This window comes from Cupriavidus sp. UME77 (assembly GCF_014170355.1).
Classification (GTDB): domain Bacteria; phylum Pseudomonadota; class Gammaproteobacteria; order Burkholderiales; family Burkholderiaceae; genus Cupriavidus; species Cupriavidus basilensis.
The window spans coordinates 32,516-57,376 of sequence record NZ_LZZU01000032.1 but is presented as its reverse complement, the minus strand read 5'-3'; the positions used below and the strand labels follow the sequence as shown (position 1 = coordinate 57,376).

Annotated in this window: 25 protein-coding genes and 1 pseudogene; 14 read left to right on the top strand and 12 right to left on the bottom strand. The window is 64.9% G+C overall.

Going from position 1 to position 24,861, the window contains the following annotated elements; translation table 11 throughout:
• Window positions 1-290 precede the first annotated feature (290 nt).
• Window positions 291-467: a hypothetical protein gene (locus A9975_RS12170; protein WP_170301757.1), complete on the top strand. Its 177-nt coding sequence runs from the start codon at window positions 291-293 to the stop codon at window positions 465-467.
• A 56-nt stretch (window positions 468-523) separates the two neighbouring features.
• Here A9975_RS12170 and A9975_RS12165 read toward each other — a convergent pair whose 3' ends face one another.
• The 4 genes from A9975_RS12165 to A9975_RS12150 all read right to left on the bottom strand — a co-directional run bounded on the left by A9975_RS12165 (window position 524) and on the right by A9975_RS12150 (window position 4,600).
• A complete protein-coding gene (locus tag A9975_RS12165; RefSeq protein WP_043353062.1) occupies window positions 524-886 on the bottom strand; it encodes a translation initiation factor Sui1 in 363 nt (120 codons plus the stop codon).
• 141 nt (window positions 887-1,027) lie between these two features.
• On the bottom strand, window positions 1,028-1,894 hold the full coding sequence (locus tag A9975_RS12160; protein WP_183032895.1) for an oxaloacetate decarboxylase: 867 nt from the start codon (window positions 1,892-1,894) through the stop codon (window positions 1,028-1,030).
• Between the two features lie 883 nt (window positions 1,895-2,777).
• Complete coding sequence (locus tag A9975_RS12155) at window positions 2,778-3,476, bottom strand: YceH family protein (protein WP_183032894.1); 699 nt, start codon at window positions 3,474-3,476, stop codon at window positions 2,778-2,780.
• A 158-nt stretch (window positions 3,477-3,634) separates the two neighbouring features.
• Window positions 3,635-4,600 carry a LysR family transcriptional regulator gene (locus tag A9975_RS12150; protein WP_183032893.1) on the bottom strand — a complete coding sequence of 322 codons (966 nt, stop codon included), beginning with the start codon at window positions 4,598-4,600 and terminating at the stop codon, window positions 3,635-3,637.
• Window positions 4,601-4,691: 91 nt separating this feature from the next.
• Between A9975_RS12150 and A9975_RS12145 the strand changes: the two genes are divergently transcribed.
• The 3 genes from A9975_RS12145 to A9975_RS12135 all read left to right on the top strand — a co-directional run bounded on the left by A9975_RS12145 (window position 4,692) and on the right by A9975_RS12135 (window position 8,617).
• Window positions 4,692-5,696 (top strand): tripartite tricarboxylate transporter substrate binding protein, encoded by a 1,005-nt coding sequence (locus tag A9975_RS12145; protein WP_183032892.1) that lies wholly within the window; start codon window positions 4,692-4,694, stop codon window positions 5,694-5,696.
• 7 nt (window positions 5,697-5,703) lie between these two features.
• Window positions 5,704-6,816 carry a CaiB/BaiF CoA-transferase family protein gene (locus tag A9975_RS12140; RefSeq protein WP_183032891.1) on the top strand — a complete coding sequence of 371 codons (1,113 nt, stop codon included), beginning with the start codon at window positions 5,704-5,706 and terminating at the stop codon, window positions 6,814-6,816.
• Between the two features lie 196 nt (window positions 6,817-7,012).
• A complete protein-coding gene (locus A9975_RS12135; RefSeq protein ID WP_183032890.1) occupies window positions 7,013-8,617 on the top strand; it encodes a S9 family peptidase in 1,605 nt (534 codons plus the stop codon).
• Window positions 8,618-8,687: 70 nt separating this feature from the next.
• Here the strand turns inward: A9975_RS12135 and A9975_RS12130 are convergent, their stop codons facing one another.
• Window positions 8,688-10,040 carry an MFS transporter gene (locus A9975_RS12130; protein WP_183032889.1) on the bottom strand — a complete coding sequence of 451 codons (1,353 nt, stop codon included), beginning with the start codon at window positions 10,038-10,040 and terminating at the stop codon, window positions 8,688-8,690.
• Between the two features lie 147 nt (window positions 10,041-10,187).
• Here A9975_RS12130 and cyoA point away from each other — a divergent pair, with 147 nt between their 5' ends.
• From cyoA to A9975_RS12105, 5 genes are all read left to right on the top strand, one after another.
• Entirely contained in the window at window positions 10,188-11,273 is a 1,086-nt protein-coding gene (cyoA, locus tag A9975_RS12125) for a ubiquinol oxidase subunit II (protein WP_183032888.1), read from the top strand.
• A gap of 91 nt (window positions 11,274-11,364) precedes the next feature.
• Entirely contained in the window at window positions 11,365-13,368 is a 2,004-nt protein-coding gene (gene cyoB, locus A9975_RS12120; RefSeq protein WP_183032887.1) for a cytochrome o ubiquinol oxidase subunit I, read from the top strand.
• Window positions 13,361-14,017 (top strand): cytochrome o ubiquinol oxidase subunit III, encoded by a 657-nt coding sequence (gene cyoC / locus A9975_RS12115; protein WP_183032886.1) that lies wholly within the window; start codon window positions 13,361-13,363, stop codon window positions 14,015-14,017. Before cyoB ends, cyoC begins: the two co-directional genes overlap by 8 nt.
• The gene (cyoD, locus tag A9975_RS12110; RefSeq protein WP_043353083.1) at window positions 14,014-14,421 is read left to right on the top strand and encodes a cytochrome o ubiquinol oxidase subunit IV; all 408 of its coding nucleotides are present in this window, start codon (window positions 14,014-14,016) and stop codon (window positions 14,419-14,421) included. Before cyoC ends, cyoD begins: the two co-directional genes overlap by 4 nt.
• The gene (locus A9975_RS12105; protein ID WP_183032885.1) at window positions 14,418-15,254 is read left to right on the top strand and encodes an SURF1 family protein; all 837 of its coding nucleotides are present in this window, start codon (window positions 14,418-14,420) and stop codon (window positions 15,252-15,254) included. The genes cyoD and A9975_RS12105 overlap by 4 nt, the downstream gene beginning before the upstream one ends.
• 13 nt (window positions 15,255-15,267) lie before the next feature.
• Here A9975_RS12105 and A9975_RS12100 read toward each other — a convergent pair whose 3' ends face one another.
• Window positions 15,268-16,470, bottom strand: coding sequence for a dipeptidase (locus tag A9975_RS12100; protein WP_183032884.1), 1,203 nt, complete (start codon window positions 16,468-16,470; stop codon window positions 15,268-15,270).
• Between the two features lie 140 nt (window positions 16,471-16,610).
• On the opposite strand from A9975_RS12100, the gene A9975_RS12095 reads away from it, so the two are divergent.
• From A9975_RS12095 to A9975_RS12085, 3 genes are all read left to right on the top strand, one after another.
• Window positions 16,611-16,865 carry a DUF2188 domain-containing protein gene (locus A9975_RS12095; protein ID WP_183032883.1) on the top strand — a complete coding sequence of 85 codons (255 nt, stop codon included), beginning with the start codon at window positions 16,611-16,613 and terminating at the stop codon, window positions 16,863-16,865.
• The gene (locus tag A9975_RS12090) at window positions 16,840-17,016 is read left to right on the top strand and encodes a hypothetical protein (RefSeq protein WP_183032882.1); all 177 of its coding nucleotides are present in this window, start codon (window positions 16,840-16,842) and stop codon (window positions 17,014-17,016) included. The genes A9975_RS12095 and A9975_RS12090 overlap by 26 nt, the downstream gene beginning before the upstream one ends.
• A gap of 103 nt (window positions 17,017-17,119) precedes the next feature.
• The gene (locus A9975_RS12085) at window positions 17,120-18,421 is read left to right on the top strand and encodes a UDP-N-acetylglucosamine 1-carboxyvinyltransferase (RefSeq protein ID WP_183032881.1); all 1,302 of its coding nucleotides are present in this window, start codon (window positions 17,120-17,122) and stop codon (window positions 18,419-18,421) included.
• 53 nt (window positions 18,422-18,474) lie between these two features.
• Here A9975_RS12085 and A9975_RS12080 read toward each other — a convergent pair whose 3' ends face one another.
• The 6 genes and pseudogenes from A9975_RS12080 to A9975_RS12055 all read right to left on the bottom strand — a co-directional run bounded on the left by A9975_RS12080 (window position 18,475) and on the right by A9975_RS12055 (window position 23,283).
• Window positions 18,475-19,194 (bottom strand): Crp/Fnr family transcriptional regulator, encoded by a 720-nt coding sequence (locus tag A9975_RS12080; RefSeq protein WP_183032880.1) that lies wholly within the window; start codon window positions 19,192-19,194, stop codon window positions 18,475-18,477.
• Window positions 19,195-19,393: 199 nt separating this feature from the next.
• Entirely contained in the window at window positions 19,394-19,780 is a 387-nt protein-coding gene (locus tag A9975_RS12075) for a hypothetical protein (protein ID WP_183032879.1), read from the bottom strand.
• A gap of 79 nt (window positions 19,781-19,859) precedes the next feature.
• A complete protein-coding gene (locus tag A9975_RS12070) occupies window positions 19,860-20,078 on the bottom strand; it encodes a hypothetical protein (RefSeq protein WP_255503173.1) in 219 nt (72 codons plus the stop codon).
• 259 nt (window positions 20,079-20,337) lie between these two features.
• A complete protein-coding gene (locus A9975_RS12065) occupies window positions 20,338-21,207 on the bottom strand; it encodes an SbmA/BacA-like family transporter (RefSeq protein ID WP_370564440.1) in 870 nt (289 codons plus the stop codon).
• A gap of 175 nt (window positions 21,208-21,382) precedes the next feature.
• Window positions 21,383-21,500 (bottom strand): annotated as a pseudogene (locus tag A9975_RS12060) (PRC-barrel domain-containing protein); the annotation flags it as partial.
• 466 nt (window positions 21,501-21,966) lie between these two features.
• Window positions 21,967-23,283 (bottom strand): NRAMP family divalent metal transporter, encoded by a 1,317-nt coding sequence (locus A9975_RS12055; RefSeq protein WP_183032878.1) that lies wholly within the window; start codon window positions 23,281-23,283, stop codon window positions 21,967-21,969.
• A 185-nt stretch (window positions 23,284-23,468) separates the two neighbouring features.
• Here A9975_RS12055 and A9975_RS12050 point away from each other — a divergent pair, with 185 nt between their 5' ends.
• Both A9975_RS12050 and A9975_RS12045 read left to right on the top strand, forming a co-directional pair.
• Window positions 23,469-24,416 (top strand): DnaJ C-terminal domain-containing protein, encoded by a 948-nt coding sequence (locus tag A9975_RS12050; protein WP_183032877.1) that lies wholly within the window; start codon window positions 23,469-23,471, stop codon window positions 24,414-24,416.
• 4 nt (window positions 24,417-24,420) lie between these two features.
• On the top strand, window positions 24,421-24,738 hold the full coding sequence (locus tag A9975_RS12045) for a chaperone modulator CbpM (protein WP_220810712.1): 318 nt from the start codon (window positions 24,421-24,423) through the stop codon (window positions 24,736-24,738).
• The last annotated feature ends 123 nt before the right edge of the window (window positions 24,739-24,861 follow it).

The window sequence follows — 24,861 nt, the reverse complement described above, 5'->3', positions numbered from 1 at the left end:
GGTGCATGGCGCCCAAATGCCACGGCGGGTGCGGCTGCCGGCGGTGCGCGCCATCCGGCATCAGGGCAAACCTGCACTGCGGCTGTGCACGCAGCGCCATGCGGGGGGGCAAATGCCAAGGCGCAGGCTTATCCGTTTTCGGAAACGGAGCAGAATGGACGGTAGGGATGAAGAGGGCTGAAGAGAGCGAAGGCGGTGCAGCCAGGGCGGCAAAAGCGGCTGCGCAGCGGCGCCAGAACGGGCCGAGGCTGCCACCATGCTACGATCCGCGCCTAATACGGAGAAAGAAGATGTTTTATACCTGCCAGAACCAGTCGTGCCAGACGCGTTGGGACCCCAAGGACGTCACGGTCAAGGACGAAGGCCAGGGCCCGCTGTTTCGCTGCCCGGTGTGCAACTCCCGCAACCCGGTCGTGCCCCAGCGCAAGTCCGACGGCACCATCGTCTACAAGCAGCGCACCCGCTAATAGGCTGGCTAAGGGGCTGATCAAGGCCGGCCTGTTGATGCAGCGCCCAGGGGCGCTCAGCCGCCGGCCCGCTTGACGGTCATCCCGCGCTGCTTGAGCTTTTCCACTACCGTGTCGCAGTGGTCGCCCTGGATTTCGATCACACCGTCCTTGACGGTGCCGCCCGAGCCGCAGGCGGCCTTCAGTTCCTTGCCCAACTGCGCCAGCGACAGCGCGTCCAGCGCCACGCCGCGCACCAGCGTCACTCCCTTGCCCTTGCGGCCCTTGGTCTCCCGCGACACCCGCACGATGCCGTCCCCTTGCGCGACCGGCCGCGCCTTGCCGCATGTGCAGGCCGCCAGCGCATTGCCGCAGCCGGGGCACATGCGGCCGTGTTCGGTGGAGTAGACCAGCGAGCTGGCGGGTTTCGGGTGAGACATGACAGGCGTTCCGGATGACGGGCTGGCTGGCGCAGCCCGGGGCAGGCAGCGTACGACAAGCGCGCGGCGCCTGCAAGAGGGCAATGGTGGGGCGATGGCGCATTTCAGGTGCCGCTTGCTGCCCTCGCCAACGGCCATGGCTCACTCGCCGTAGCTCTGACCCTGCGCGATCAGCTCCGGCGTACCGATGACGCCGTTCAGCCCGTCGAAATCCAGCATGGCATCGCGCATCGGCGCGGTGGTGCCATGTTCTAGCAGGCTGCCGTAGTAGCGCTGCATCTGCGCGCCGATGAAGCGCACCACGCCACCCGGGAAGATCACGATGCGAAAGCCCCGGCCGGCGAGTTCGGCGGCGCTCTGCACTGGCGTCTTGCCGCCTTCCACCATATTGGCCAGCAAGGGAACGCGCCCGGCAAAGTGCGTACAGACGCGAGCCATGTCCTGCTCGGTGCGCAAGGCTTCGATAAACAGCGCGTCGACCCCGCATGCCACATAGGCCTCGGCGCGTTCGATCGCCGCGTCCAGTCCCTCGATGGCCACCGCGTCGGTGCGGGCCAGGATCAGGGTCCGCGACGAAGCGCGCGCGTCCAGCGCGGCCTTGAGCTTGCCGCACATCTCGGCTGCCGCGACAACGCGCTTGTTGTCCAGATGACCGCAGCGCTTGGGAAAGGTCTGGTCCTCGAGCTGGATCATGGCCGCGCCGGCGCGCTCCAGCGTGCGCACGGTCCGGATCACGTTGAGCGCGTTGCCGTAGCCGGTATCGGCATCGACGATCAGCGGCAGGTCGACGCGGTCGGTGATCCTGCCGACGATATCCACCGTCTCGGTGGCGGTGGTCAGGCCCACGTCCGAGCGCCCGAGCTGCGTGTAGGCCACGGCGGCGCCAGACAGGTAGAGCGCTTCAAATCCCGCTTGCGCGGCGACCAGCGCCGAGAACGCGTCGTAGACGCCGGGCACCAGCAGCACGCGCGGTTGGCGCAGGCGGTCGGCGAGGGATGGAGTTGTCATTGTTTTTTGCGGTGTGGCCGCCCACGGCCGGCGTGGAAAACGCCGGCATGGCGCTTGCCCTTCAAGGGGGGGAGGTGCGAAATGATAGCGAATAACGAGCGAGCGCTCGGCCACTGGCGCGAGGCGCGCCATGTCCATACATTAGGGGCGAAAGTGTCAGAGCGAAAGAAGCCCGGGCCTTCGTTGAAGGCGCTCGCAAGGCACGCGATGTCTGCATCGGGCCCCGGGTGCTTGACGGTGGGGCGCTTGTGCGGCGCCCCCTTGCGCACTGTCGATGGCGCTGCCTAGCGCCCGGCAGGGCTCCCGTAAAATGCACCAGTGCGGGGATTCGAAACGATGTAGGTATTGCGTCTTGCCCAAGTCTGGGCAGCCATGAAGACTTCAGGCTCGCGCTGGCTCCAGTCACTCGTCATGAGTGGTGCAGCCTCCTGCTCCGTCGTGGCATACACGACGGCCTGGTGAAGGGCGGCCCGGCCTTGGCTTCCTGGAATGGTAATGGTGCGAATCGTCACGCGCATCGTCAAAGGCCTCAACGTGTTTGGACTGCAAAGTATGGCTGCCTTTCAAGGACAGATTTGTGACAGCGTAGTGTCCTGATCTGCACTGGAAGGCTGCGCCATGGGGGCTTGGCGAAGCCGTGACAATCTGGTTTGCGGCCTCGCGGTGAATAGGGAGCATCCATGCCCGATCATACGCGCAAGCACTATTCGGGCCAACGACATCTGTTGTGGCGCGTCGACAGGCTGGGAACAGCCCGCGGCGGGCGCCGCGGCTATTCGGTTTCAGGGTCCAGCGGGGTTCGTGGCCGGTCTGGGCGAAAAATAGATTATCCGGCACATTTCCACCCGCTGCTAAGTGCGATCTCCCCCGCCCGCGCTCGCGACTAAAGCGCCGCTTTGTCGATCGCCATGCCGAGTTCGCCCGCCATGCGCTCCACCAGCGCCTGGAGCCGGTTCACCTTTTCCGCCAGTTCCTTTTGCTCGGCTTTGAGCGACTCGAATTCGGAGGGCGAGATGCTGTCGTCGGTGCCACCGCGCTCGGGGATATCGTCCACGCTGACTTCGCCGCATAGCAGGTGCATCCAGCGGTTCTCGCGTCCGCCGGGAGCGCGCGGCAGCTTGACGACGAAGGGTGGCTCGGCGGCGGCCAGCTCTTCCAGGAATACCTCGACCGATGAGATGTCGGCAAATGCGTGCAGGCGCGCGGAGTTCAGCCTCAGTTCCGCGGCCGTCTGGGGCCCGCGCAGCAGCAGCGTGGTGAGCAACGCGACCGACTGGCTCGGCACGCCCAGCACGCGTTTCATGTTCTGCTCGAATCGCGGCACGCGGCTGCTGCTGCCTTCCATGGCCAGGCTCAGGCGTTTCAGGCCATCGATGGCAGTGAGGATCTCGGCCTCGGAGGCATTCATCACCGGTGAGCGAGCGGTCTTCTGGTTGCAGCCGGATGTCAGTGCGTTGAGCGACAGCGGATAGGTGTCCGGCACCGTGTGCTGCTTTTCGACCAGCACGGCCAGCACGCGCCCTTCAAGCTGCGTCAGGGAACGGATGGCTGGGCGTGCGGGGGTGTCGGGATTGGGATTCATGAGTGGTATCGCTAGGTGAAGCTGCTTGCCCCGGGCCGATCCGCGGATCCGCTGATCGTGGGCCAGCCGGGAGCGCCTTGTTTGGTGGGCATATGATATCCGGTCAGGGGACGGGGCAATGTGAGTTTGCGCGAACCTGGCGCCCGTCCCGCTTGCCCCTACGGCTGGCCGGCTTCCTGCAGGGCGTTGGCGATCAACGTGACCGCCGGCGCAATTGCCGCATCCCGTTGGGTAATGAACACCATCCGCCCGGAGGCGAACGGCGTGCGCAAGCGCACCTGGTGCACCATGGACGTCTGCGCGTAGTGGCGCACGGCGCTGGCCGGCGCAATCGTCAGGAAGCCACTCGCGGCAACCATCGACAAGCTGCTGTGAAATGAGATCGATTCGATATGCGGCACGGGCGGCAACTGGCCGCTATCGAGAAACGGCTGCTCGAAGATCTCACGCGTGTGAGTGCCGCGCGGCGGCAGGATCCAAGGTCCTTCATGCAATGCCGGCAGGCTGACCTCGCGGCGCCTGGCCAGGGGGTGGTCCCGCGCGCAGGCAATGGCCAGGTGTTCGTCCCATAGCGGCGTGATGGCCAGCCGTTCCCGCGGCTGCGCGGGATGACCGGTTTCCAGCCGGCCTATGACGCAGTCGAGCTCGCCACTGGCGAGCAGCCCGAGCAGGCCGCTGACGGTGTGCTCCCTTACCTGCAAGCGCGGCAGCACACCCTGCCGGCTCAGCGTGGCGATCAGCCTTGGCAGCACGTTGACCCCGACCAGCGGCAACACGCCCATGCGCACGAGCGGGATCTCCGGCCGGGCCGCCAGGGCCTCGCTGGCCGCATCCAGGGCGCCCAGCGCTATGCGCAAGCGCTCCAGGGCGCGCTCGCCCGCCGGGCTCAGGCGGCCACCGCGCGTAGTGCGCTCGATCAGCGTGCAGCCGAAGGCTTGCTCCAGCTCCTGCAGCATCTTGGTCACTGCCGGCTGGCTGATGTGCATGACCTCGGCGGCGGCGGTCAGGGAGCCGGTTCGCGCCACCAGGTCCAACAGCCGCAGATGGCGGATGCGCAGGCGATCGATCCGGTTCGGATGGGCGGCGCGCGCCGCAGCCACGCGCGAAGGGGAAACCGTTGCCATAACCAATCCTGATGGATTTATAAGAACTGGATCATTGTCTCGAATGATGGCGCGGCGTGACAATCGGGCAAAACCAGAAAGGAGACCTGAGATGCCTGCATCCACCCTCCGCACGCGTCGCCTGATGCTGCGGACCCTGCTGACGCTGCCCGTTGCGGCGGCATCCGGCTTGCCAGCTTCGGCGTTTGCCGCGGACAACTACCCCAACCGCCCGATTCGCCTGGTGGTGCCGTATGCCGCTGGCGGCGGCCCGGATATCCAGGCGCGCAAGCTGGCCGAAGTGCTGGGCAGGGAGCTTGGCCAGCCCATCGTGGTGGAGAACAAGGTGGGCGCGGCAGGCATCCTTGCCGCCGAATCCGTGGCGCAGCAGCCGGCCGATGGCTACACCTTGCTGCTGGGCGCCTCCACCCATGTCGCGCAGAAACTCCTGCAGCCATCCGTCAAGTTCGATCCCGCGGCGTTCACTCATGTGATCCGCATCGGCGTCAGCCCGGCGGTGCTGGTGGTGGGGGCGAATTCGCCGTACCGCACCGTGGGTGAACTGGTAGCCGCCGCGCGGCGCTCGCCCGGATCGTTGAACTATGCATCGGGCGGCGTCGGCTCGGCCGCGCATATCTGCGGCGCAGCCTTTGCGTCGGCGACAGGCATCAACGTGGTCCATATCCCCTACAAGGGCTCAGTGGAGATCGTCCCGTCGCTGATCAAGGGCGACACGCAATTCGGCTTTCCGGTAGCGGCCACCGCCGTGCCGCAGATCGGCAATGGCAAGGTGCGTGCGCTCGCCGTGACCTCGGCGCAGCGGATCCCCGGGCTGCCAGGCGTGCCGACCCTGAACGAGGCGCTTGGGCGCAGCGATCTCACGCTGGATTCCTGGAGCGGCATCTGGGCCCCGGCAAACCTGCCGAAGCCCTTGGTGGCGCGCTTGCATGCCGCCATGCTGAAGGCACTGGCGGATCCCGGGCTGCGCCGCTTCTATGCCGAGACCGGGGCGCTCATCGATCCGAGCCCCACGCCCGAATCCTTCTCCCGCCTTGTCGCCGATGAAACCGCCAGGATGCGGCAGGTGATCGAGAAAAACCACATCACGATCGAGTGAGCTTGCCATGCCTATCACCGCTACCCATTCATTCACCCCGCTCGCGGGCATCCGCGTGCTCGATTTCTCGCACGTCATCGCCGGTCCCTTCGCCACCTTCTTGCTGGCGCAACTCGGGGCCGACGTGACCAAGGTGGAAAACGCCAACGGCGGCGATGTCATGCGCCGCGCCGGACGGGGCCGCGAGGGCTTCGTCGCGCTCAACGCTGGCAAGTCGTCGCTTGCCCTCGACCTTGGCACCGAGCAAGGGCGCCAGCGTGCGCTGGAGCTCGCCGCCACCTGCGATGTCTTCGTCGACAACCTGCGGCCAGGCGTGCTGGAGCACTTCGGGCTCGGCTTCGAGGCCGTGCTGGCGCTGAATCCGCGCGTGGTCTATTGCAGCATCTCCGGCTTTGGGCGCGGCGCGCCGGCATGGCGCGGCCGTCCCGCTTATGACCACGTGGTGCAGGCCGCAACCGGCATGGCCTACATGGCGGGCAACGAGGGCGACCCGCCCATCAAGACGGGGTTCCCGGTCATCGACTCCGCCACGGGGCTGCTCGCCGCCTTCGCCATCCTTGCCGGCGTACGCGACAGCGAGCGCACCGGGCGCGGCATGCTGCTCGATATCTCCATGGCCAGCGCCGGCATGCAGCTGATGTACCCCATGACCTGCGACGCGCTCACACGCGGGGCCACGCCGCCCCGGCAGGGCAACCAGGGCTACTCCGGCAGCCCCTCCGCCGATTTCTTCCGCACGCGCGACGGCTGGCTGGCCATCGGCGCGAACACGCCAGCCCAGTTGCTGGCATTGCTCGAAGCGCTGGGTCTTGGCCATCTTGCGCGGGATCCCGCCTTGTTCAATCCGCCGCTGGAGCGCAGCGGCCTGCCTGCCTTTGTGCGCTCGCTCGATCCGGGCGCGCTCAAGGACGCGCTCGCCGCCGCGCTGGCCGATGGTCTGGCCACCCAGCTGGAAGCGCGGCTTAGCGCGTGCGGCATTCCGGCGGCGCGCCTGCGCACCATCGCCGAGTTTGCCGCCGAATCCCGGGACAACGGCAGCCTGGAAACCATCGAGCTGCGCGATGGCGATGCCGCCGTGGTGTCGCCGGGGCTGGGCTTCCGGGTGTGCACCGGGCGCTAGGCCGGGGCGCTTGGCTGCAACCGTGCGTTACCGGTCTTGAGCCCCGGGATGGACGGGCATCACGACCTGTTCATCTCCTTTTCACAATACGAAATCGTGCGCTATAAGGCTGGCGGGTGGTCGATCCGTTTACCTACACTCCGCTAATCGTGTGGATCAGGCTAACTGACGTAGTCCACGGGCGGGGGGATGGAAGATGCGATTGACCATGGCGAAGGCAGGCTTTGCGGGCTTGACGTGTCTGGCGCTGAGCGCGGGGGCTTATGCGCAATCGGCGAGTTCTTGCAGCGGGGGCAGTTGCAACAACTTCAACTACAACAGTAATCGCGGCCAGCTTCTCGATCACAGGACCACGCTGCGCCTGAGCGCGGCCGCGCTGGCCGGCGTTCTCAATGCGAGCGATTCAGGCCGGCAGCTATTGCAGATCGCCGGCACCCCAGCGTGCGACCTGGAGATCGTCTATTTCCGCTACCGCACCATCGGCGGCGCCAATGAGCCCACCACCGCGAGCGGCGCGCTGATGATTCCAAGCGGCGGGCGCGCATGCAGTGGGCCACGCCCGGCGCTGATGTACGCGCATGGCACCACCACCTACCGCAAATATAACCTTGCGGACCTGACGCAGAAGGACCCGGGCAATGGTGATGGCGCCTCGGAGGGCATCAGCGTTGCGGCCATGTATGCCGCGCAGGGCTATATCGTGGTGGCGAGCAACTATGCGGGTTACGCCGGCTCCGAGCTTTCCTATCATCCCTACCTGAATGCCCAGCAGCAATCGGCGGACATGATCGACTCGCTGCGGGCCGCGCGGGTTGCGCTGGCCGGGACGGACTCGGGCAAGGCGGCGCGGGAGAATGGCAAGCTCTTTATCACCGGATATTCGCAGGGCGGCCACGTTGCCATGGCCACGCATCGCGCGCTGCAGGCGGCGGGCATCAACGTGACGGCGGCTTCCACGGGTTCGGGGCCCTATGCCATGGCGGCCACCGGGGACGCGCTGATCGCGGGTGAGGTGGATCTGGGTTCCACCATCTTCACGACCTTGGTGGCGACCAGCTACCAGAACGCCTATGGCAACATCTACCGCAGGCCGGGCGACCTGTTTGAGCCAACCTACGCGCGTGGCATCGAGGATCTCTTGCCGAGCGTGACACCAATCGACACGCTGATCGGCAACGGAAAACTGCCCGCCACGGCGCTCTTCAATCCTTATCCGCCGGCCCCGCAGTTTGCCTCGCTGACGCCGCCCGCTTCGCCCCCGCTGACGCCGCCTGAGCTGACGCCGATCTTTGCCCTCGGGTTTGGCAAGGGCAACCTGGTGCGCAACAGCTTCCGCCTGGGCCTGCTGGAAGACGCGCTGGTGAATCCGGATGGCGCGTTCCCGTACACCACGGTGGCGATGGCGCCGGCGGCCAACCCGGTTGCGCCGCTGCGCCAGGCGTTCAAGCGCAATGACTTGCGCAACTGGATCCCGCGTGCCCCGGTGCAGCTTTGCGGCGGTCGCTTCGACCCGACGGTGTTCTTCTTCAACGCGACCGTGCAGCAGGCTTACTGGCAGAACGCCAAGGTGCCGGCGGGGCTGACTTCGGTGCTGGATGTGGATGCGCCGGTGGCCGGGCCTGCCGATCCGTATGCCCCGATCAAGCAGGGCTTTGCGCTCGCCAAGGCTACGCTTGCCGCGCAGGCCGTGGCGGCGGGCGCGACCGATGGCGGTGCGTCGGCGGTGATCGAGGCCTACCACGGGAGCCTGGTGGCGCCGTTCTGCATGGTCGCCGCGCGCGGGTTCTTCGGGAATTTCTGAGCAAAGCGGCGCGGAAAAGACAGCGGCCAGTCATTGCGCATGACCGGCCGTTTGTCTTGTCGTGGCCGGGTCAGTCGCGGGCTTCCATCTTGCGATTGATCCACAGCGCCAGCAACGTGCATGCCACGCCGGACAGCAGGTAACCGCTAACGGCAAACAAGCCGAACTCCGCCGACAGTCCCAACGCCACCAGCGGCGCAAAGGCGGCGCCGAACAGCCATGCAAAATCGGAGGTCAGCGCCGCGCCGGTATAGCGAAAGCGCGATCCGAAGTTTGCGGTGACAGTGCCCGCGGCCTGCCCGTACGACAAGCCCAGCAAGCCGAAGCCGATCAGGATGAACAGGTCTTGCCGCGCCGGGGTGCCGTTCATCAGGTACGGCGCCAACAGGCCGAAGATGCCGATCAGGACTGCCATCAGCGCCAGCGTGGTGCGCCGCCCGATGCGGTCGGCGATCCAGCCGGAGGCGATGGTGGCCGCCATGGCGATCCCCGCGCCGATGATCTGGATGATCAGCACGTCATTGATGTCCTGCGTGGCGTGCAGCGCGACCCACGACAGCGGGAACACCGTGACCAGGTGGAACAGCGCATAGCTGGCCAGCGCGGCGAAGGCGCCGATGAACAGGTTGTAGCCCTGGGCGCGCAGTATCAGCACCGGGCTGATCGGCTCCAGCTCGCCTTCTTCCAGCAGTTGCGTGTACTCCTGGGTTACCACAAGCCGCAGGCGCGCGAACAGCGCGACCACGTTGATGGCGAACGCCACGTAGAACGGATAGCGCCAGCCCCAGTCCAGGAATTCGTCGAAATCCAGGTTGGCGCGCAGGTAGAGGAACAGCGAGCCGGCAAGGAGAAAGCCGATTGGCGCGCCGAGCTGTCCCAGCATCGAGTACCAGCCGCGGCGGTGCGCCGGCGCGTTCAGTGCCAGCAGCGATGGCAGCCCGTCCCATGAGCCGCCCAGCGCAATGCCCTGCAGGATGCGCAGCGCCGCCAGGATGACGATGGCGTGGTTGCCGAGCGCATCGTAGCCCGGCAGGAACGCTATGCCCGCCGTGGCGGTGCCCAGCAGGAACAACGCGGCCGTCAGCTTGATGCTGCGTCCCCAGCGGTGCTGGATCGCCATGAACAAGGTGGTCCCGAACGGCCTGGCGATGAAAGCGAAGGAGAAGATCGTGAAGGAGAGCAGCAGCCCTTCGAGTTGCCTGACGAACGGGAAGAACACGCTGGGGAAGACCAGCACCGAGGCGATGCCGTAGACGAAGAAGTCGAAATACTCGGACGCTCGCCCGATGACGACGCCGGCGGCGATCTCGGCTGGCGCCACCTGCGCCCGGTGCGCAGCGTCTTGCGCGGGCGTGGGGGAGGACGGTGACGGCTGGTGCTGGTGCGCAACGCCGCCGCTGCTGCTGCTGCTACTACTGGACATCGTCAGGCCCTCTCGTCTCTCGTTGTTCGGGGTGGCGTTTTGTGTCACTCCTTTAAGAATGGCACTTCTTTGACTACAGTGCCATAGGAAATGTTGAGTTTCCGCGGCCAGCCCACCGGCGTAGTTCCAACGATCACTTCCACGGCTATGCAATTTCGCATTCGGATAGTGCCATCCCGCTACGCGACGCGCGGATGTCTGTTGTTTGCTGCCATCCTGCTGCTGACGGGCTGCAATGCTGTCTTGCTAGCCCCGGCCGGGGATCTCGCGATCCGGCAGCGTGATCTAATCATCATTTCAACCGGGCTGATGCTGTTGATCATCGTGCCGGTGATTGCACTGACGCTGCTCTTTGCCTGGCGCTACCGCGAAGCCAACAGGCAGGCCATCTACGAGCCCGACTGGGACCATTCCACCTTGCTGGAACTGGTGATCTGGGCCGCCCCGCTCTTGATCATCATTGCCCTGGGCGCGTTGACCTGGGTCAGCACGCACAAGCTCGATCCCTACCAGTCCTTGAGCCGTATCGACGCCGAGCGCCCGGTGCCCATGGGCATGGAGCCACTCACCGTGGAGGTGGTGGCGCTGGACTGGAAGTGGCTCTTCTTTTACCCCGAGCAGGGCATCGCCACCGTCAACGAACTGGCGGCGCCGGTGGATCAGCCGATCCGCTTCAAGATCACGGCGTCCACCGTGATGAACTCCTTCTTCATCCCGGCGCTGGCGGGGCAGGTCTATGCCATGCCGGGCATGGAGACCAAGCTGCATGCGGTGATCAACCAGCCGGGTGTCTACGAGGGTTTTTCCGCCAACTACAGCGGCGCGGGCTTCTCCGGCATGCGTTTCAAGTTCCATGGCATGAGCGCCGAGGAATTCGCGCGCTGGGTCCAGCAAGCCAAGGCCGGCGGCGGGGCCCTGACCCGCGACGCTTACCTGCAGCTCGAGCAACCCAGTGAGCTTGAGCCGGTGAGGCGCTACGCCAGCGTGGCGTCGGGCTTGTACGACGCGATCCTGAACCGCTGCGTGCAAGCCAACCAGCCTTGCATCAGGGACATGGCCATGAGTGCGAGGCAGGGCCAGGGCAAGGGCAAGGACAAGCCACGGGCCTTCAACGTGGCGGCGCTCGAACGCGGCGCCGCTGGCGCGAGCCCGGGCGCCATCTGCACGGCAGGCGACCCTGCCGGCATTGGCAACGGCCCCCGCGTGGCGTCCGCCAGGACGTTGCCGCAATGACATTGCCCGATGACTTTGCCCGATGATGTTGCAACAATGACCCGCTGCTCCCCGATTCCTGAAACAACGCCCTTGCGGCCCTGGTGACACAATGCCCGAGCACCTCGACCTGACGCAACTGGTATTCGGCCGCCTCACCTGGGAGGCAATTCCCTATCACGAGCCCATCCTGCTGGCGACCTTCGCGGCCGTCGCGATCGGGGGCCTGGCGCTGGTTGGCGCACTGACCTACCTGCGAGCGTGGGGCTACCTCTGGCGCGAGTGGTTCACCAGCATCGACCACAAGAAGATCGGCATCATGTATGTCGTGCTGGGCATCGTCATGCTGCTGCGCGGCTTTGCCGATGCGGTCATGATGCGGCTGCAGCAATCGGTCTCCTTTGGCGATTCGCTGGGCTACCTTCCGCCGCACCACTATGACCAGGTCTTCACCGCGCACGGCGTGATCATGATCTTCTTCGTGGCCATGCCGCTGGTCACCGGGCTCATGAACTTTGTCGTGCCGCTGCAGATCGGCGCGCGCGACGTTGCCTTTCCTTTTCTCAACAACTTCAGCTTCTGGATGACGGTTGGCGGCGCCGTGCTGGTGATGATGTCGCTGTTCGTCGGCGAGTTCGCGCGCACCGGGTGGCTGGCGTATCCACCGCTGTCGGGCGTGCTGCAGAGTCCGGACGTGGGCGTGGACTATTACATCTGGTCCTTGCAGGTCGCCGGGCTGGGCACGTTGCTATCGGGCATCAACCTGCTCGTGACCATCGTCAAGATGCGCGCGCCCGGCATGACCATGATGAAGATGCCAGTGTTTACCTGGACCGCGCTGTGCACCAACGTGCTGATCATCGCCGCCTTCCCGGTGCTCACCGCCGTGCTGGCCCTGCTGGCGCTGGACCGCTATGCAGGCACCAACTTCTTCACCAACGATCTTGGCGGCAACGCCATGATGTACGTGAACCTGATCTGGATCTGGGGCCACCCGGAGGTGTACATCCTGGTGCTGCCCGCGTTCGGCATCTTCTCGGAAGTGGTTTCCACGTTCTGCCGCAAGCGCTTGTTCGGCTACGCGTCGATGGTGTACGCCACGGTGGTGATCACCGTGCTCTCCTACCTGGTCTGGCTGCACCATTTCTTCACCATGGGATCGGGCGCCAGCGTCAATTCGTTCTTCGGCATCACCACCATGATCATCTCGATCCCGACCGGGGCCAAGATGTTCAACTGGCTGTTCACCATGTACCACGGGCGCATCCGCTTCGAGGTGCCGATGCTCTGGACCATCGGCTTCATGGTCACCTTCGTGATCGGCGGCATGACCGGCGTGCTGCTCGCCGTGCCGCCAGCGGATTTTTCCTTGCACAACAGCCTCTTCCTGATCGCGCACTTCCATAACGTGATCATTGGCGGCGTGCTGTTCGGGTTGATGGCGGGCATCACCTACTGGTTTCCCAAGGCCTTCGGCTACCGGCTGGATCCGTTCTGGGGCAAGTGCTCGTTCTGGTTCTGGCTGGTTGGCTTCTACGTTGCCTTCATGCCGCTTTACGTGCTCGGGCTGATGGGCGTGACCCGCCGCATGAGCCACTTCGAGGACGCGTCCCTGCAGATCTGGTTCCAGCTGGCGGCATTCGGCGCGTTCCTGATCGCGCTAGGCATCGGCTGCTTCCTGATCCAGCTGGTGGTCAGCTACCGCCGGCGCGAATCGCTGCGCGACACCACGGGCGATCCGTGGGACGGCCGCACGCTGGAGTGGTCGACCTCATCGCCGCCGCCGCAATACAACTTTGCCTTTACCCCGGTCATCCATGACAACGACGCGTGGTGGCAGATGAAAGAGCACCACTACCAGCGGCCACAGCAGGGCTTTATTCCGATCCACATGCCGAAGAACACCAGCGCGGGCATCATCCTGGCAGGGCTGAGCACCGTGCTCGGCTTTGCCCTGATCTGGCACATGTGGCTGCTTGTGATCGTGTCCTTTGTTGCCATCCTGATCGTGGCGATCGGCCACACCTTCAACTACAAGCGCGATTTCTACATCCCGGCCGACGACGTCGTGCGTACCGAGGCAGAGCGCACGCGCCTGCTTGCCACCCATGGTTGATACCACCGCCCCCTATGGCCCCGGCGATGTGAGCATGCCGGACACCCCGCGCCAGAGCGAGCTAAGCTTCTACGCGACCAGCGAGGTGCATCCGCAGAACGGCACGTTGCTCGGCTTCTGGCTGTACCTGATGAGCGACTGCCTCATCTTCGCCAGCCTGTTCGCCGTGTACGGCGTGGTGGGGCGGCGCTACGCCGGCGGCCCCACGGGCGCCGAGCTGTTCGAGCTGCCGCTCGTGGCGCTGAACACCACCATGCTGCTGCTGTCGTCGATCACCTACGGCTTTGCCGTGCTGGAGATGCAGAAGGCGCAGGTGCGCACCACCCTGATCTGGCTCGGCATCACCGGCTTGCTGGGCGCGGCGTTCATCAGCCTGGAGCTCTACGAGTTCGCGCACCTGGTCCATGACGGCGCGGGGCCGCAGCGCAGCGCGTTCCTGTCCTCATTTTTCACGCTGGTGGGCACCCACGGGCTGCACGTGACGGTTGGCATCGTCTGGCTCATCACGCTGATGGTGCAGGTGGGGCAGCACGGGCTGATCCCGGAGAACAAGCGCCGCCTGATGTGCCTGTCCATGTTCTGGCACTTTCTGGACGTGGTCTGGATCGGTGTGTTTACCTTCGTCTACCTGATGGGAGTGCTGCCATGAACGCGCATGACAATGCCCTTGCAGGCGATCCCCATGGCCACGGGCATGGCCATGACGACCACGGCCACGATGGCGAGGTCAGCCATAGCACCTTCAAGGGCTACATGACGGGCTTCGTGCTCGCGGTGGTGCTCACGGCGATCCCGTTCTGGCTGGTGATGGCCAAGGTTTTCGATAAATCCAGCACCACCGCGTTGTTCCTGCTGGGCTGCGCCGCGGTGCAGATCGTCGTCCACATGATATATTTCCTGCATATGAATGCGAGGTCTGAGGGCGGATGGACCATGCTGGCGTTGATCTTCACGATCGTGCTGGTGGTCATCGCGCTGAGCGGCTCGCTTTGGGTAATGTTCCACCTCGACCAGAACATGATGCCAATGCACGACATGAAGAACCTGCCTTGACGGCCCGGCAGCAGGGCGTAGCCCAATCCAACCCGCCTTCCCGCAAGCGCGCCACTGGCGCGCTTGCGGCGTTTGCCCTGCTCGCCATCGTGGCGGTAGCCGGGCTGCTCTCGCTTGGCGTCTGGCAAGTCGAGCGCCGCGCGTGGAAGCTCGACCTCATCGAACGCGTGAACGCGCGCGTGCATGCTCCCGCCACGGCTGCGCCCGGCGCGGATCAGTGGCCGCGGCTCACCAAGGCCGCCGACGAGTACCGCCGCGTGCAGCTCACCGGCACCTTCCTGAACGACAGCGAGACCCTGGTGCAGGCCGTGACGGAGCTCGGTGGCGGCTTCTGGGTGGTGACGCCGTTGCGCACGGCGGACGGCAATGTGGTGCTGGTCAACCGCGGCTTTGTGCCGCCTGAGCTGAGCGAGCGCGCCAAGCGCGGCGGGGGCGACCCCACCGGCGAGACCACCGTCACCGGCTTGTTGCGCTTCAGCGAGCCCGGCAACGGCTTTCTGCGCACCAACGATCCGGCGGCCGGGCGCTGGTACGCGCGCGATGTGCCGGCCATTGCCGCCGCGCGCGGCCTGCGCAACGTGGCGCCTTACTTCATCGATGCAGACGCGGCCGTGCCGCTCGGGGACGCCAGCAAGCGCACCTGGCCGGTAGGTGGGCTGACCGTGATCACGTTCAACAACAACCACCTCGTTTATGCGATCACCTGGTTTGCGCTGGCGCTGATGTTTGCCGCCGGCGCTGTCTATGCCGGGCGGGAGGCGTACCGCCGGTCGCGGGCCAGCGATACACAGGATGCGCAGGGTGAGGGCAAGGCGGGACGGCGCACGCAGTAGGCGCAGGTCCCCGCTACCCCACGGACGCTTCGAACACCCGGCGGTAATTGCCGCCGAGCACCTTGCCAGCTTCCTCTTGCGTGAAGCCTGCCGCCAGCAGCGCGGCGGCCAGCAAGGGCAACTGATCGTAGGTCCGGAGCACCGGCGGCGAGATGAAGCCGAGCATGTCAGTTCCCACGCCCACATGATCCACCCCAACCACGTCGGCCATGCGCTTGATGCCTAGCGCCATCGCAGGCAGGTCGCGGAAGGTGCCCGTGCTGGGCCAGACCCCGATCACGCCACCGGTGCCCGCGATCACGCGTGCGTGATCGGGCGTGATCAGCCGGCTGCGCAGGCTGGGGCGCGTCGCCAGCGCGGAGTGCGAAATCACCAGCGGCTTGGTGGAGATGGCGGCGGCGCGCTTGACCAGGTCATAGGTGCCGTGCGCGACATCGACGACGATGCCCAAGGTATTGCAGCGCCGCACCACATCCGCGCCGAAATCCGTCAGGCCCCCGTGTACCGGCGCCTCCGTCTGGATGTCGCCCAGCTCGTTGACGCGGTAGTGCGTGAGCTGCAGGTGCCGCAACTGGTGCATGCCGTACGCTTCGTCCACACGCTCCAGCCTGCCCTCCAGAAAGTCCGCGCCCTCCGACGCGATGATCACGCACGGCCCGGCCGGCGCCCGCGTGGCCAGCGTAGCCGCATCGGTCACCACTTGCATCTGCTCACGCTCCACCAGCTGATGCGCGCGCGCGAATTCGGCCACGCCAAGCGCGTAGAGCTCGCCTTCGGACGGGGTTCGCCAGGCTTCGAAGCGCTTGTGATCGGCGGACACACGCGTGACGATGGTATCCGTCACAATCGCCAGGCAGATCACGTTCACGCCGCCCGCGCGCATCGGCGCGGCCAGCGGAAGGAAGGGCCGGTCCGCGCCGATGGCGGGATCGCGCGACACGATCACGCGGCCGGCATGGCTGTGCATGTCGATGACCAGCGCGGTGGGGGAGGGCTTCCAGGCGGAGGCGTCTTTGACGCTGTTAGCGTCTTTAGCGGCCTTGGTGCCGGCTGAACCCTGCGGCTGGGTGTCGCCGGTAAAGCGTCCCTGTGCACAGGCGGCTAGCGCCAGTGCAGCACCTGACGCCAGGAACGCGCGGCGGCTGATGCTGCCCGGTGCCTGCCCAGGCGGCGCATCGGCATCGCCGCCACGGATCGTCGTCCAGTCAATCTGCATCGTCGCTCCACGCGTTTGTGCACCCACCATGATATCGCGGCGCAAAGTGCTTCAGGCGCGCCGCTTGTAGGACGCCGTCCCATTGCCCCGGGCCTGCGCGCTGCCTAACCTTCCTGTAACGCCCGCAGCCGGAGAAACAGATGCTTGGCGATTTTGTAGTGTTCCCCGCACGCGGGGGCTGGGCATTGAAGGTCGACGGGGCCGCCACCGCGATCCTTGAGTATGAAACGCGGGACGAAGCGGCAAGCATCGGCGCCCTGATGGCCGCCAGGCGAGGCGTGTCGCTGGTGATTCGGGACGAAGACGGCGTCTGCGCGCAAGCCTGCGCTCCCTTGGAGTCCGTGGCCTTCACAACACAGGAGATCGACGATGACAATCGAGAACGCCGTGCCTGATGCCAGGCAACGGGCCAAGCCTCGCGCCTGTGGCCATATCGAGCAGCCGGGAGAAGACCGCAAGACCACGCAACCGGGCGAACGCGACCCGCAGAGCCGGCAACCTGCCGATCCGGGGAATACATCCGCCCAGCCGCCGCAGGGGCACTAGCGCAGGCCGCGCGCCAGGGGCGGCATCCCGGCCCTTGGCGGTGCAAGTACAATGCTGGGCGTTGTTCCATCCTGTCCGGGCTCGTCTCGCAATATCCCATTCCATGTCCAATCTCATCGTGCACGGCGGCAAGCCGCTCCGGGGGCGTATTAGCCCTTCCGCCAACAAGAATGCAGTGCTTCCTGTGCTCTGCGCCACGCTTCTGACCGATGAGCCCTTGCGCCTGCATGGCGTGCCCGACATCACCGATGTGCGCAAGATTCTCGACATCTTCCGTGCTTTGGGCAGCAAGGTGCATATGGATGACGCAAGCGGCACGCTGTCGCTGCACCATCAGGAGACCGTATTCGACGCGGCCCGCCATCGCCTGCCGGAAGAGATGCGCTCCTCCATCATGCTGGTGCCGCCGCTGCTCGCCCGCTTCGGCGTGGCCCGGCTGGAGGACAACGTCAAGGGCTGCACGCTTGGCGTGCGCGAGATCGATCCCCACGTCGATGTCTTTCGCCGCTTCGGTGGCGAGGTGGAGCGTGCCGATGGATCGCTGCTGGTGCGCAGTGCCGGCCAGCTGACACCCACCGACCATTGGCTTGACTATGCATCGGTCACCACAACGGAGAACTTCGTGCTGTGCGCGGCCGCAGCGGGTGGCACTTCCACGCTCACCAATGCCGCATCGGAGCCCCATGTGCAGGAATTTTGCCGCTTCATGGCGATGATGGGCGTGCGCATCGAAGGCATGGGCACCTCGCGCCTGACGGTGCATGGTGGCAACAAGCTCACGGGTGGCGACTTCACCTTCGATGAGGATTTTCACGAGATCACCACCTTCCTGGCGCTGGGCGCCATCACCGGCGGCGATGTCGTGGTGCGCAACAGCGCGCCCGGGAATTTCCCGCTGATCGACCGCACCTTCGCCAAGTTCGGCGTGCAGATCACGCACGAAGATGGCTGGTCCCGCGCCACCAGCGCCGGCCCCCTGAAAGTGCAGACGCCGTTTACCAGCAACGTGCTGACCAAGGTCGAGGCCGCGCCGTGGCCTTACTTCCCGGTTGACCTGCTGCCCATCTTCATCGCGCTGGGCGTGCGCGCGCAGGGCAACGCCATGTTCTGGAACAAGGTGTATGACGGCGCGCTGGGCTGGACCGGCGAGCTGTCGAAGTTCGGCGCCCATGTGTTCTCGTCCGACCCGCACCGGCTCATCACCTTTGGTGGCAATCCCCTGACGCCGGCGGTGGTGGAAAGCCCCTACATCATCCGCGTGGCCATCGCCTTGCTCATGGTGGCCGCGAGCATCGACGGCCGTTCGGAGATCCGCAACGCCGCGCCCATCCGCCGGGCCCATCCGCGCTTCGTCGAAAACCTGCGCAGCCTTGGTGTCGAGGTGGAGTGGACCAGCGAGGAGTAACGGATATCGGCGGCTACTAGCGGCTACTAGCGGCTGCCAACGGCCGGTGTGGGTCAGGTCGCCGGCCTGGCAGGCAACAGGCGGTCGAACTCACGTTTGACCACCGCGTAGCATTCGCAGGCATGCTTTTCCAGCGCCGGCCGGTCGAGCACCGCGATATGGCCATGGCTGTAGCGGATCAGCCCGGCGCTCTGGAGTTTCAAGGCCGCCTCGGTCACGCCGGAGCGGCGCACGCCGAGCATGTTCGAGATCAGCTCCTGCGTCATCGTCAGTTCATTGGACGGCAGCCGGTCAATGCTCAGCAGCAGCCAGCGACAGAGTTGCTGCTCGATGGAGTGATGCCGGTTGCAAACCGCGGTCTGGGCCATCTGGGTGATCAGCGCCTGGGTGTAGCGCAGCAGCAAATGCTGGATGGGGCCGCCGCGCGTGAATTCCTGCTTCAGCACTTTGGCGCTCAGGCGATAGCCATGGCCGGCACTCTGCACGATGGCCCGGCTGGGCGTTGTCTCGCCGCCCATGAACAAGGCAATGCCGACAATGCCCTCATTGCCGACGATGGCGATCTCGGCGGAGGCGCCGTCTTCCATCACGTAGAGCAGGGAGACGATCGCCGTGGTCGGGAAATACACATACCCGAGCTGGTCACCGGACTCATACACCACATGGCCCAGGGGCAACTCGCTCAGGATCAGATGCGGCGCAAGGCGCAACCACTCCCCTTCGGGCAATACGGCAAGGAGTTGATTGGCCCTCGGATCGTGAATGGATGCCATCCTTTGCCTCCCAATGCTGAATTGGGTTACGTGCCAGGCAATTTGCGCCAGCCGCGCAAGTGAGAACCCCGGAACGATCCCGGAGCCACATATAAAAATATAGGTCGGCAAAGTGGTAGATCAAAGGCGCCGGCGGCGGGCGGCCAGGCAACGTATTCGTTGCCTGGGAGGTTTGCCTGCTTGCCCAGGCCTGTCCTGGCTAGCGGAACGGCAGAGGGAAGAACAGGCTGATGCCGGGCGCGGGCTGGGGCACGTAAGCTACCGGCGGCGGCGCGTAGACATAGCTCTGATTGTCATAGTAGTTGCCGTGATAGCCGTGATAGCCGTGATAGCCGTGATAGCCGTGATAGCCGCGATAGTCGTGGTGGTCACGGGAGTGATCGTAGTGTTGGTTGCCCTGCCCGTTGCCGTTGTGTCCCTGATAGGACGACACATGCTGGTTGCCATGGTTCCGGCCGGAATGGTGGTCGTCGCCGAGGGCCGGCGTCGTCGACACGACGCCCAGTGCCAGCGCCAGGCCGAATGCCGCGGCGGCCTTCATGGTCGCCGCGCGCATCCAGCCTGATCGCGTTGTTGAGGTGTTCATCTTGCTCTCCTGTTCTTGAGCGAAAGCCCGAACCGTGCCGCGTCGCTTGTACCTGCGGCTGCCGTCCGGGCCCGGGCCTTCAGTTCTTCATCGACGCATGCTGCTGCCGGTTCCGGAAGATCAGGTCGGCATTCTTCTTCTGCACATCTGACATGCTGTCGTACAGATCCCGGAACACGGGGGTGAGCTTCCTGATGCCATCGGCATGCGCATCGGCGATCTCCCCGTAGGACTTGAGGTCGCCGACGGCGGTCATGCCCTTGGCATCCTCAGTGCGCTCCTGCCTTAGCGAGTCCATTTGTCTGTCCGGCACCGGACAAGGATGAACAGAGTGGGGGGGCGTTGCGGCCGTCGCGGTGCGCAAGCTCACCAGCTAAAGCGGTAGCTCCCGGAGGGGTGAAGCGCGCGCCCATTCCCCATTGCCCCTCAACTCCAGCACCTGCTGGTGATACTTCAGTAGAGTGGGACGGTGGCTGACGCTGACCAGCGTTGTCGAACCCGTCGACAGCTGGAAGTAAAGGCGTTCCTCGTTGCCGATGTCGAGCGCGCTGGTGGCCTCATCCAGCATGGCATGGCGCGGTTTGGCGAGCAGCACGCGGGCAAAGGTCAGGCGCCGCTGCTCTCCCGCCGGCTGCCTGGATGGCCCGGCCAACCTCGAGTTCGCCAGAGAGGACGCGGGAAGCCACAGTGGCACTCGGCAGCATGATGGTGAGAAATGCATAGCCATATTGGAAAAGATTAAGGTTCAGCCGCCATCGGATCAGTTTGTTGAGGTTGGTGAAGAGATTGTCGAAACGGCCCCGCACGTGCTGGGATTCCTGGGTCTCGCCGCGATGAAAGGTAATCGACTCGGCGTTCTCGCGCCCCCGGATCAAGCTAAAGCGAAAATCCGCCTCTCGCTTCAGCTGATGGAAATTCAGCCCGATCAGGATCCGACCGAACAGGAAGATCGAGATCGACGTGCCAGCAATCGCATAGACAACAAGAAAAAGCACCAGCTGCCTGGAGATCGACCAGAGCACACCGCTGAACGCAATCAGCTGCAAAAGCGCCCCCAGACTGAGCAAGAGAAAATACAAGGATTGATTTGCAAACGTGTCGATGTCTTCCGAGATGCGCTGGTCCGGATTGTCGATCGAGGCGCTGGCGTTGAGCTTGTAGAACGCATGATTGCTGAAATACTTATCCAGGTAGTGGCGGGTCAGCCGGCGCCGCCAGTGAACGCCAAGCGTGTTCCTGACGAAGTAGTAGAAGGCGTAGACCGGCACGGCGGCGATCAGCACATAGACGCAAATCAGAATGGAGTGCCAGAATCTGCCGGCATCCCTGGCGGCTAGTGCCGATGTGAACTCCCCCGATTGTTCATTGAACAGTACGTTCGCCCCGGTTTGCCCAAGCAGTAACAAGACCAATAAAAAAAGGAGCATCCTGGCCTTCCATTTCTCCTGAGAGAACCAGGGTTGCGCCCGTTTGGCCGGTCGCGCCCATGTAGCCGGTATTGCCGGTGTTGCCTTGTGCTCCGGTGCCACCCGTTGCGCCTTGCGGCCCGGCCGGGCCCGTGCATGCCGTCACAGCGAGCGCCATCAGCGCCGCGATTCTCGATGCCTAGCACAAAGCTCTTGCGCTGGACGTCGAGCGTGAGCGCGGACCAGGGCACGGCGAAGAGCTTTCCGCCCATGCCGAGGAAGCCGCCAAAGGACAGCACCGCATAGGCGATGCGCCTGCCTGGTGTTCAAGCAAACTGGCCTTGACGTTGGTTGTGATGGCGGTGTCGCTCATGGCGTCGCCAACCGGCTCATGGGTGGGATTGATCGACGACATGGGCGACGGCCCGGTGTCGTTCGTGGCGCCAAGGCTCAGCGGAGCGTACAGGCTGGCCGCGAGGGTGATGCACGCGGTGCCGATGGCATATTGCAGGGGATGGATGGTTTTCACGTCAGTTACCTCGATTCAGATCCAATCAGTTGTCACATGCCGGAGCGGCTCGTTGGGCGAGCCTGCCCCAGGCAAATGCAACCGTGCGGCATGGCCTCGCGAGGGATCGTATCTCCCTGCAAGCGGCATCCGATGGATCGAGACTGACATGGATCGGCCATGGCGTCGGTACGATGGCGGACACGGAGATGGCTTACATGGCACTTCGCTTTGCGCAAGCACTTGCCTGACGGGCACTGCTCAGGCACTGCTCAGGCGCGCATGGTCACCAGCATCGCGCAGACAGCCAAGGCCATCATCAGCGTGGCGAGCCAGCCTAGCACCTTCAGCCTTGTGCTGATGACGAACTCGCCCATGATGTCGGTGCGCGCCGCCATCAGCATCGTCACTGCCATGATCGGCACGGAGATCACGCAGTTGATGACGGCACTCCAGTACAACGCCTTGATCGGGTCGATCGCGGTAAAGCCCAGTGCGATGCCGATCAGGGTGGAGACGGCGATGATGCCGTAGAAGGCCTTTGCCGTCAGCGGCGTGCGCTCCAGGCTGTTTTTCCATTTGAAGGCGCCTGCCATGGCATAGGCGGAGGATCCGCCCAGCACGGGAATCGCCAGCAGGCCGGTGCCGATGATCCCGGCGCTGAACAGCATGAAGGCGAAATCGCCGGCAATGGGGCGCAGCGCGGTGGCTGCCTGTGCCGAGGTCTGGATATCAGTGACGCCATGCAGGTTGAGCGTCACCGCTGTCGTCAGGATGATGAAAAACGCCACCAGGTTCGAGAAGCCCATGCCGATATAGGTATCGATCTTGATGCGCCGCAAATTGGCTTGCGCCTGCCAGGGCGCATTGATCAGGGGCCGGCCCCGGGGGCTGGCGAGCTGATCCTCGACTTCCTGCGATGCTTGCCAGAAGAACAGGTAGGGGCTGATGGTGGTGCCGAACACCGCCACCACGGTCGTGACGTACTCGGGCTTCGAGGATATATGCGGCAGCAGCGCCTTCGACAGCACCTGCGACCACGGGATATGCACGACAAACACCGTGGCCACGTAGGCCAGCAAGGCCAGCGTGAGCCATTTCAGCAAGCGGACATAGCGGCGGTAGGGAACGAACACCTGCAGCAGCAACGAGATCGTGCCGAACACCACGGCATAAAGCTGGGCCGGCCCGCCCACGATCAGCCGCAGCGCCTCGCCCATGGCCGAGACGTCGGCCGCGATATTGATCGTGTTGGCAACCAGCAAGAGGCTGACCACGGCATACAGGAGCCATGCGGGGTAATGCCTGCGGATATTGGTGGCCAGCCCATGGCCGCTCACCCGCCCGATCCTGGCGCTCACCACCTGGATGCCCACCATCAGCGGATAGGTGAGCAGCACTGTCCACAACATGTTGAAGCCAAACTGCGCGCCCGCCTGCGAATAGGTGGCGATGCCGCTGGGATCGTCGTCGGCCGCGCCGGTGATCAAGCCCGGGCCAAGCTTGCCGAGCCATGATTGTTCAGCGTCTTGCGGGGCGGATGCCACATCTTTCACCGATGCCTCCAGTAGCTGGCTTGCCGCTAACATAGCAGGTTCCGCAGATGCGCACGCCACGTTATGGATACGTGCGGGATACGTGTGCCGACAGCGCGCGCAGGCTCAACCGCATCGAACCGCGTGCCCGTGCCTTTGCCTATACTTAGAGCCGCAGGTCAAGCGCATCATTCGCCAAGCGCCGTGCGCGTTCCGCACGCCAGTTGCCGGGGGCATTCATGGAGTACAAGGATTACTACGCGATGCTCGGGGTGGAGCCCACGGCCACGCAGGATGAAATCAAGCGCGCTTACCGCAAGCTGGCGCGCAAGTATCACCCGGATGTCAGCAAGGAGCCGGATGCGGAGGCCCGCTTCAAGGATGTGGCCGAGGCGTACGTGGCGCTGAAAGACGAGGAGAAGCGCGCCGCCTACGACGACGTGGGGGCGCGGTACAAGAGCGGCCGCGAGTTCACTCCGCCGCCGGGATGGGATAGCGGCTTCGAATACAGCGGCGGCGAGGCGGATTTCGAGCAAGACCTGGATCGCAGCGATTTCTTCGAGTCGCTCTTCGGCGCCAGGCATGCGCAGTCTCGCGGCGGGCGAGGCGCCGCCCGCATGGCAGGGAGCGATCACCATGCCAAGGTGCAGATCGATCTGCAGGACGTCTACCGGGGCGGGCGCCGCACCATCACGCTGCGCACGCCCCAGGCAGACGCCAGCGGGCACGTGCGATTGCAGGAGCGGCAGCTGGAAGTCAATATTCCCAAGGGCATTCGCAGTGGACAGCATCTTCGGCTTGCAGGCCAGGGCGGCCCCGGACTTGGAGACGCTCCCGCCGGCGACCTCTATCTCGAAATCGAGATCGCGCCGCATCCGCTGTTCCGCGTCGTCGATCGCGACGTCTACCTCGACCTGCCCGTGGCCCCATGGGAGGCTGCCCTGGGCGCCAACGTCGGCATACCCACGCCGGACGGCAGCGTGCAACTCAGCGTGCCACCGGGCTCGTCGGCGGGCCGCAAGCTGCGGCTCAAGGGCAAGGGCCTTCCCTGCACGCCGCCCGGCGACCTGTACGCGGTGCTGTCGATCGTCTTGCCGCCCGCGGACACGGAGAAGGCCACTGATGCGTACCGGGAAATGGCCAAGACCTTTAGCGGTTTTTCCCCGCGCCGTTCACTGGAGGCTTGATGCGATGAGCGATCAAGGCATATCGAAGCTGCATGGCGTCCTTGTCGAAGAAGAGGTGCAGTTCACGCTGGTGGAGCTGAGCGTGGCCTGTCATGCCGACATTGGACAGGTGGTGGCGCTGGTGGAGGAGGGCGTGCTGACGCCGCGCGGAGAGGACGCGCCGCGCTGGCGTTTCGACGGCGCCACGCTCAAGCGTGCCCGCACGGCGCTGCGGCTCGCGCGCGACCTGGAGCTTGGGGTGGCGGGCGCGGCCGTCGTGCTCGACCTGCTGGACGAGATCGAGACGTTAAGGGCAAAGCTGCGGCGGGCCAACCTGGCATGAAGAAGAGCGAGAAGAGCGCTTTGCACTCCCGGTTAATTGATTACTTTTTCTTCTGAAAGGATAGAAAAAATAAGCTGGACGCAATCGGTCCGGCAGAGAAGAATCCGCCCACGCGGCACGTGG

Coding starts and splice junctions, on each gene's coding strand:
- A9975_RS12170 (WP_170301757.1), top strand. CDS start 291: ATGTTTTATACCTGCCAGAACCAGTCGTGCCAGACGCGTTGGGACCCC.
- A9975_RS12165 (WP_043353062.1), bottom strand. CDS start 886: ATGTCTCACCCGAAACCCGCCAGCTCGCTGGTCTACTCCACCGAACAC.
- A9975_RS12160 (WP_183032895.1), bottom strand. CDS start 1,894: ATGACAACTCCATCCCTCGCCGACCGCCTGCGCCAACCGCGCGTGCTG.
- A9975_RS12155 (WP_183032894.1), bottom strand. CDS start 3,476: ATGAATCCCAATCCCGACACCCCCGCACGCCCAGCCATCCGTTCCCTG.
- A9975_RS12150 (WP_183032893.1), bottom strand. CDS start 4,600: ATGGCAACGGTTTCCCCTTCGCGCGTGGCTGCGGCGCGCGCCGCCCAT.
- A9975_RS12145 (WP_183032892.1), top strand. CDS start 4,692: ATGCCTGCATCCACCCTCCGCACGCGTCGCCTGATGCTGCGGACCCTG.
- A9975_RS12140 (WP_183032891.1), top strand. CDS start 5,704: ATGCCTATCACCGCTACCCATTCATTCACCCCGCTCGCGGGCATCCGC.
- A9975_RS12135 (WP_183032890.1), top strand. CDS start 7,013: ATGCGATTGACCATGGCGAAGGCAGGCTTTGCGGGCTTGACGTGTCTG.
- A9975_RS12130 (WP_183032889.1), bottom strand. CDS start 10,040: ATGTCCAGTAGTAGCAGCAGCAGCAGCGGCGGCGTTGCGCACCAGCAC.
- cyoA (WP_183032888.1), top strand. CDS start 10,188: ATGCAATTTCGCATTCGGATAGTGCCATCCCGCTACGCGACGCGCGGA.
- cyoB (WP_183032887.1), top strand. CDS start 11,365: ATGCCCGAGCACCTCGACCTGACGCAACTGGTATTCGGCCGCCTCACC.
- cyoC (WP_183032886.1), top strand. CDS start 13,361: ATGGTTGATACCACCGCCCCCTATGGCCCCGGCGATGTGAGCATGCCG.
- cyoD (WP_043353083.1), top strand. CDS start 14,014: ATGAACGCGCATGACAATGCCCTTGCAGGCGATCCCCATGGCCACGGG.
- A9975_RS12100 (WP_183032884.1), bottom strand. CDS start 16,470: ATGCAGATTGACTGGACGACGATCCGTGGCGGCGATGCCGATGCGCCG.
- A9975_RS12095 (WP_183032883.1), top strand. CDS start 16,611: ATGCTTGGCGATTTTGTAGTGTTCCCCGCACGCGGGGGCTGGGCATTG.
- A9975_RS12090 (WP_183032882.1), top strand. CDS start 16,840: ATGACAATCGAGAACGCCGTGCCTGATGCCAGGCAACGGGCCAAGCCT.
- A9975_RS12085 (WP_183032881.1), top strand. CDS start 17,120: ATGTCCAATCTCATCGTGCACGGCGGCAAGCCGCTCCGGGGGCGTATT.
- A9975_RS12080 (WP_183032880.1), bottom strand. CDS start 19,194: ATGGCATCCATTCACGATCCGAGGGCCAATCAACTCCTTGCCGTATTG.
- A9975_RS12075 (WP_183032879.1), bottom strand. CDS start 19,780: ATGAACACCTCAACAACGCGATCAGGCTGGATGCGCGCGGCGACCATG.
- A9975_RS12070 (WP_255503173.1), bottom strand. CDS start 20,078: ATGGACTCGCTAAGGCAGGAGCGCACTGAGGATGCCAAGGGCATGACC.
- A9975_RS12065 (WP_370564440.1), bottom strand. CDS start 21,207: ATGCTCCTTTTTTTATTGGTCTTGTTACTGCTTGGGCAAACCGGGGCG.
- A9975_RS12055 (WP_183032878.1), bottom strand. CDS start 23,283: ATGTTAGCGGCAAGCCAGCTACTGGAGGCATCGGTGAAAGATGTGGCA.
- A9975_RS12050 (WP_183032877.1), top strand. CDS start 23,469: ATGGAGTACAAGGATTACTACGCGATGCTCGGGGTGGAGCCCACGGCC.
- A9975_RS12045 (WP_220810712.1), top strand. CDS start 24,421: ATGAGCGATCAAGGCATATCGAAGCTGCATGGCGTCCTTGTCGAAGAA.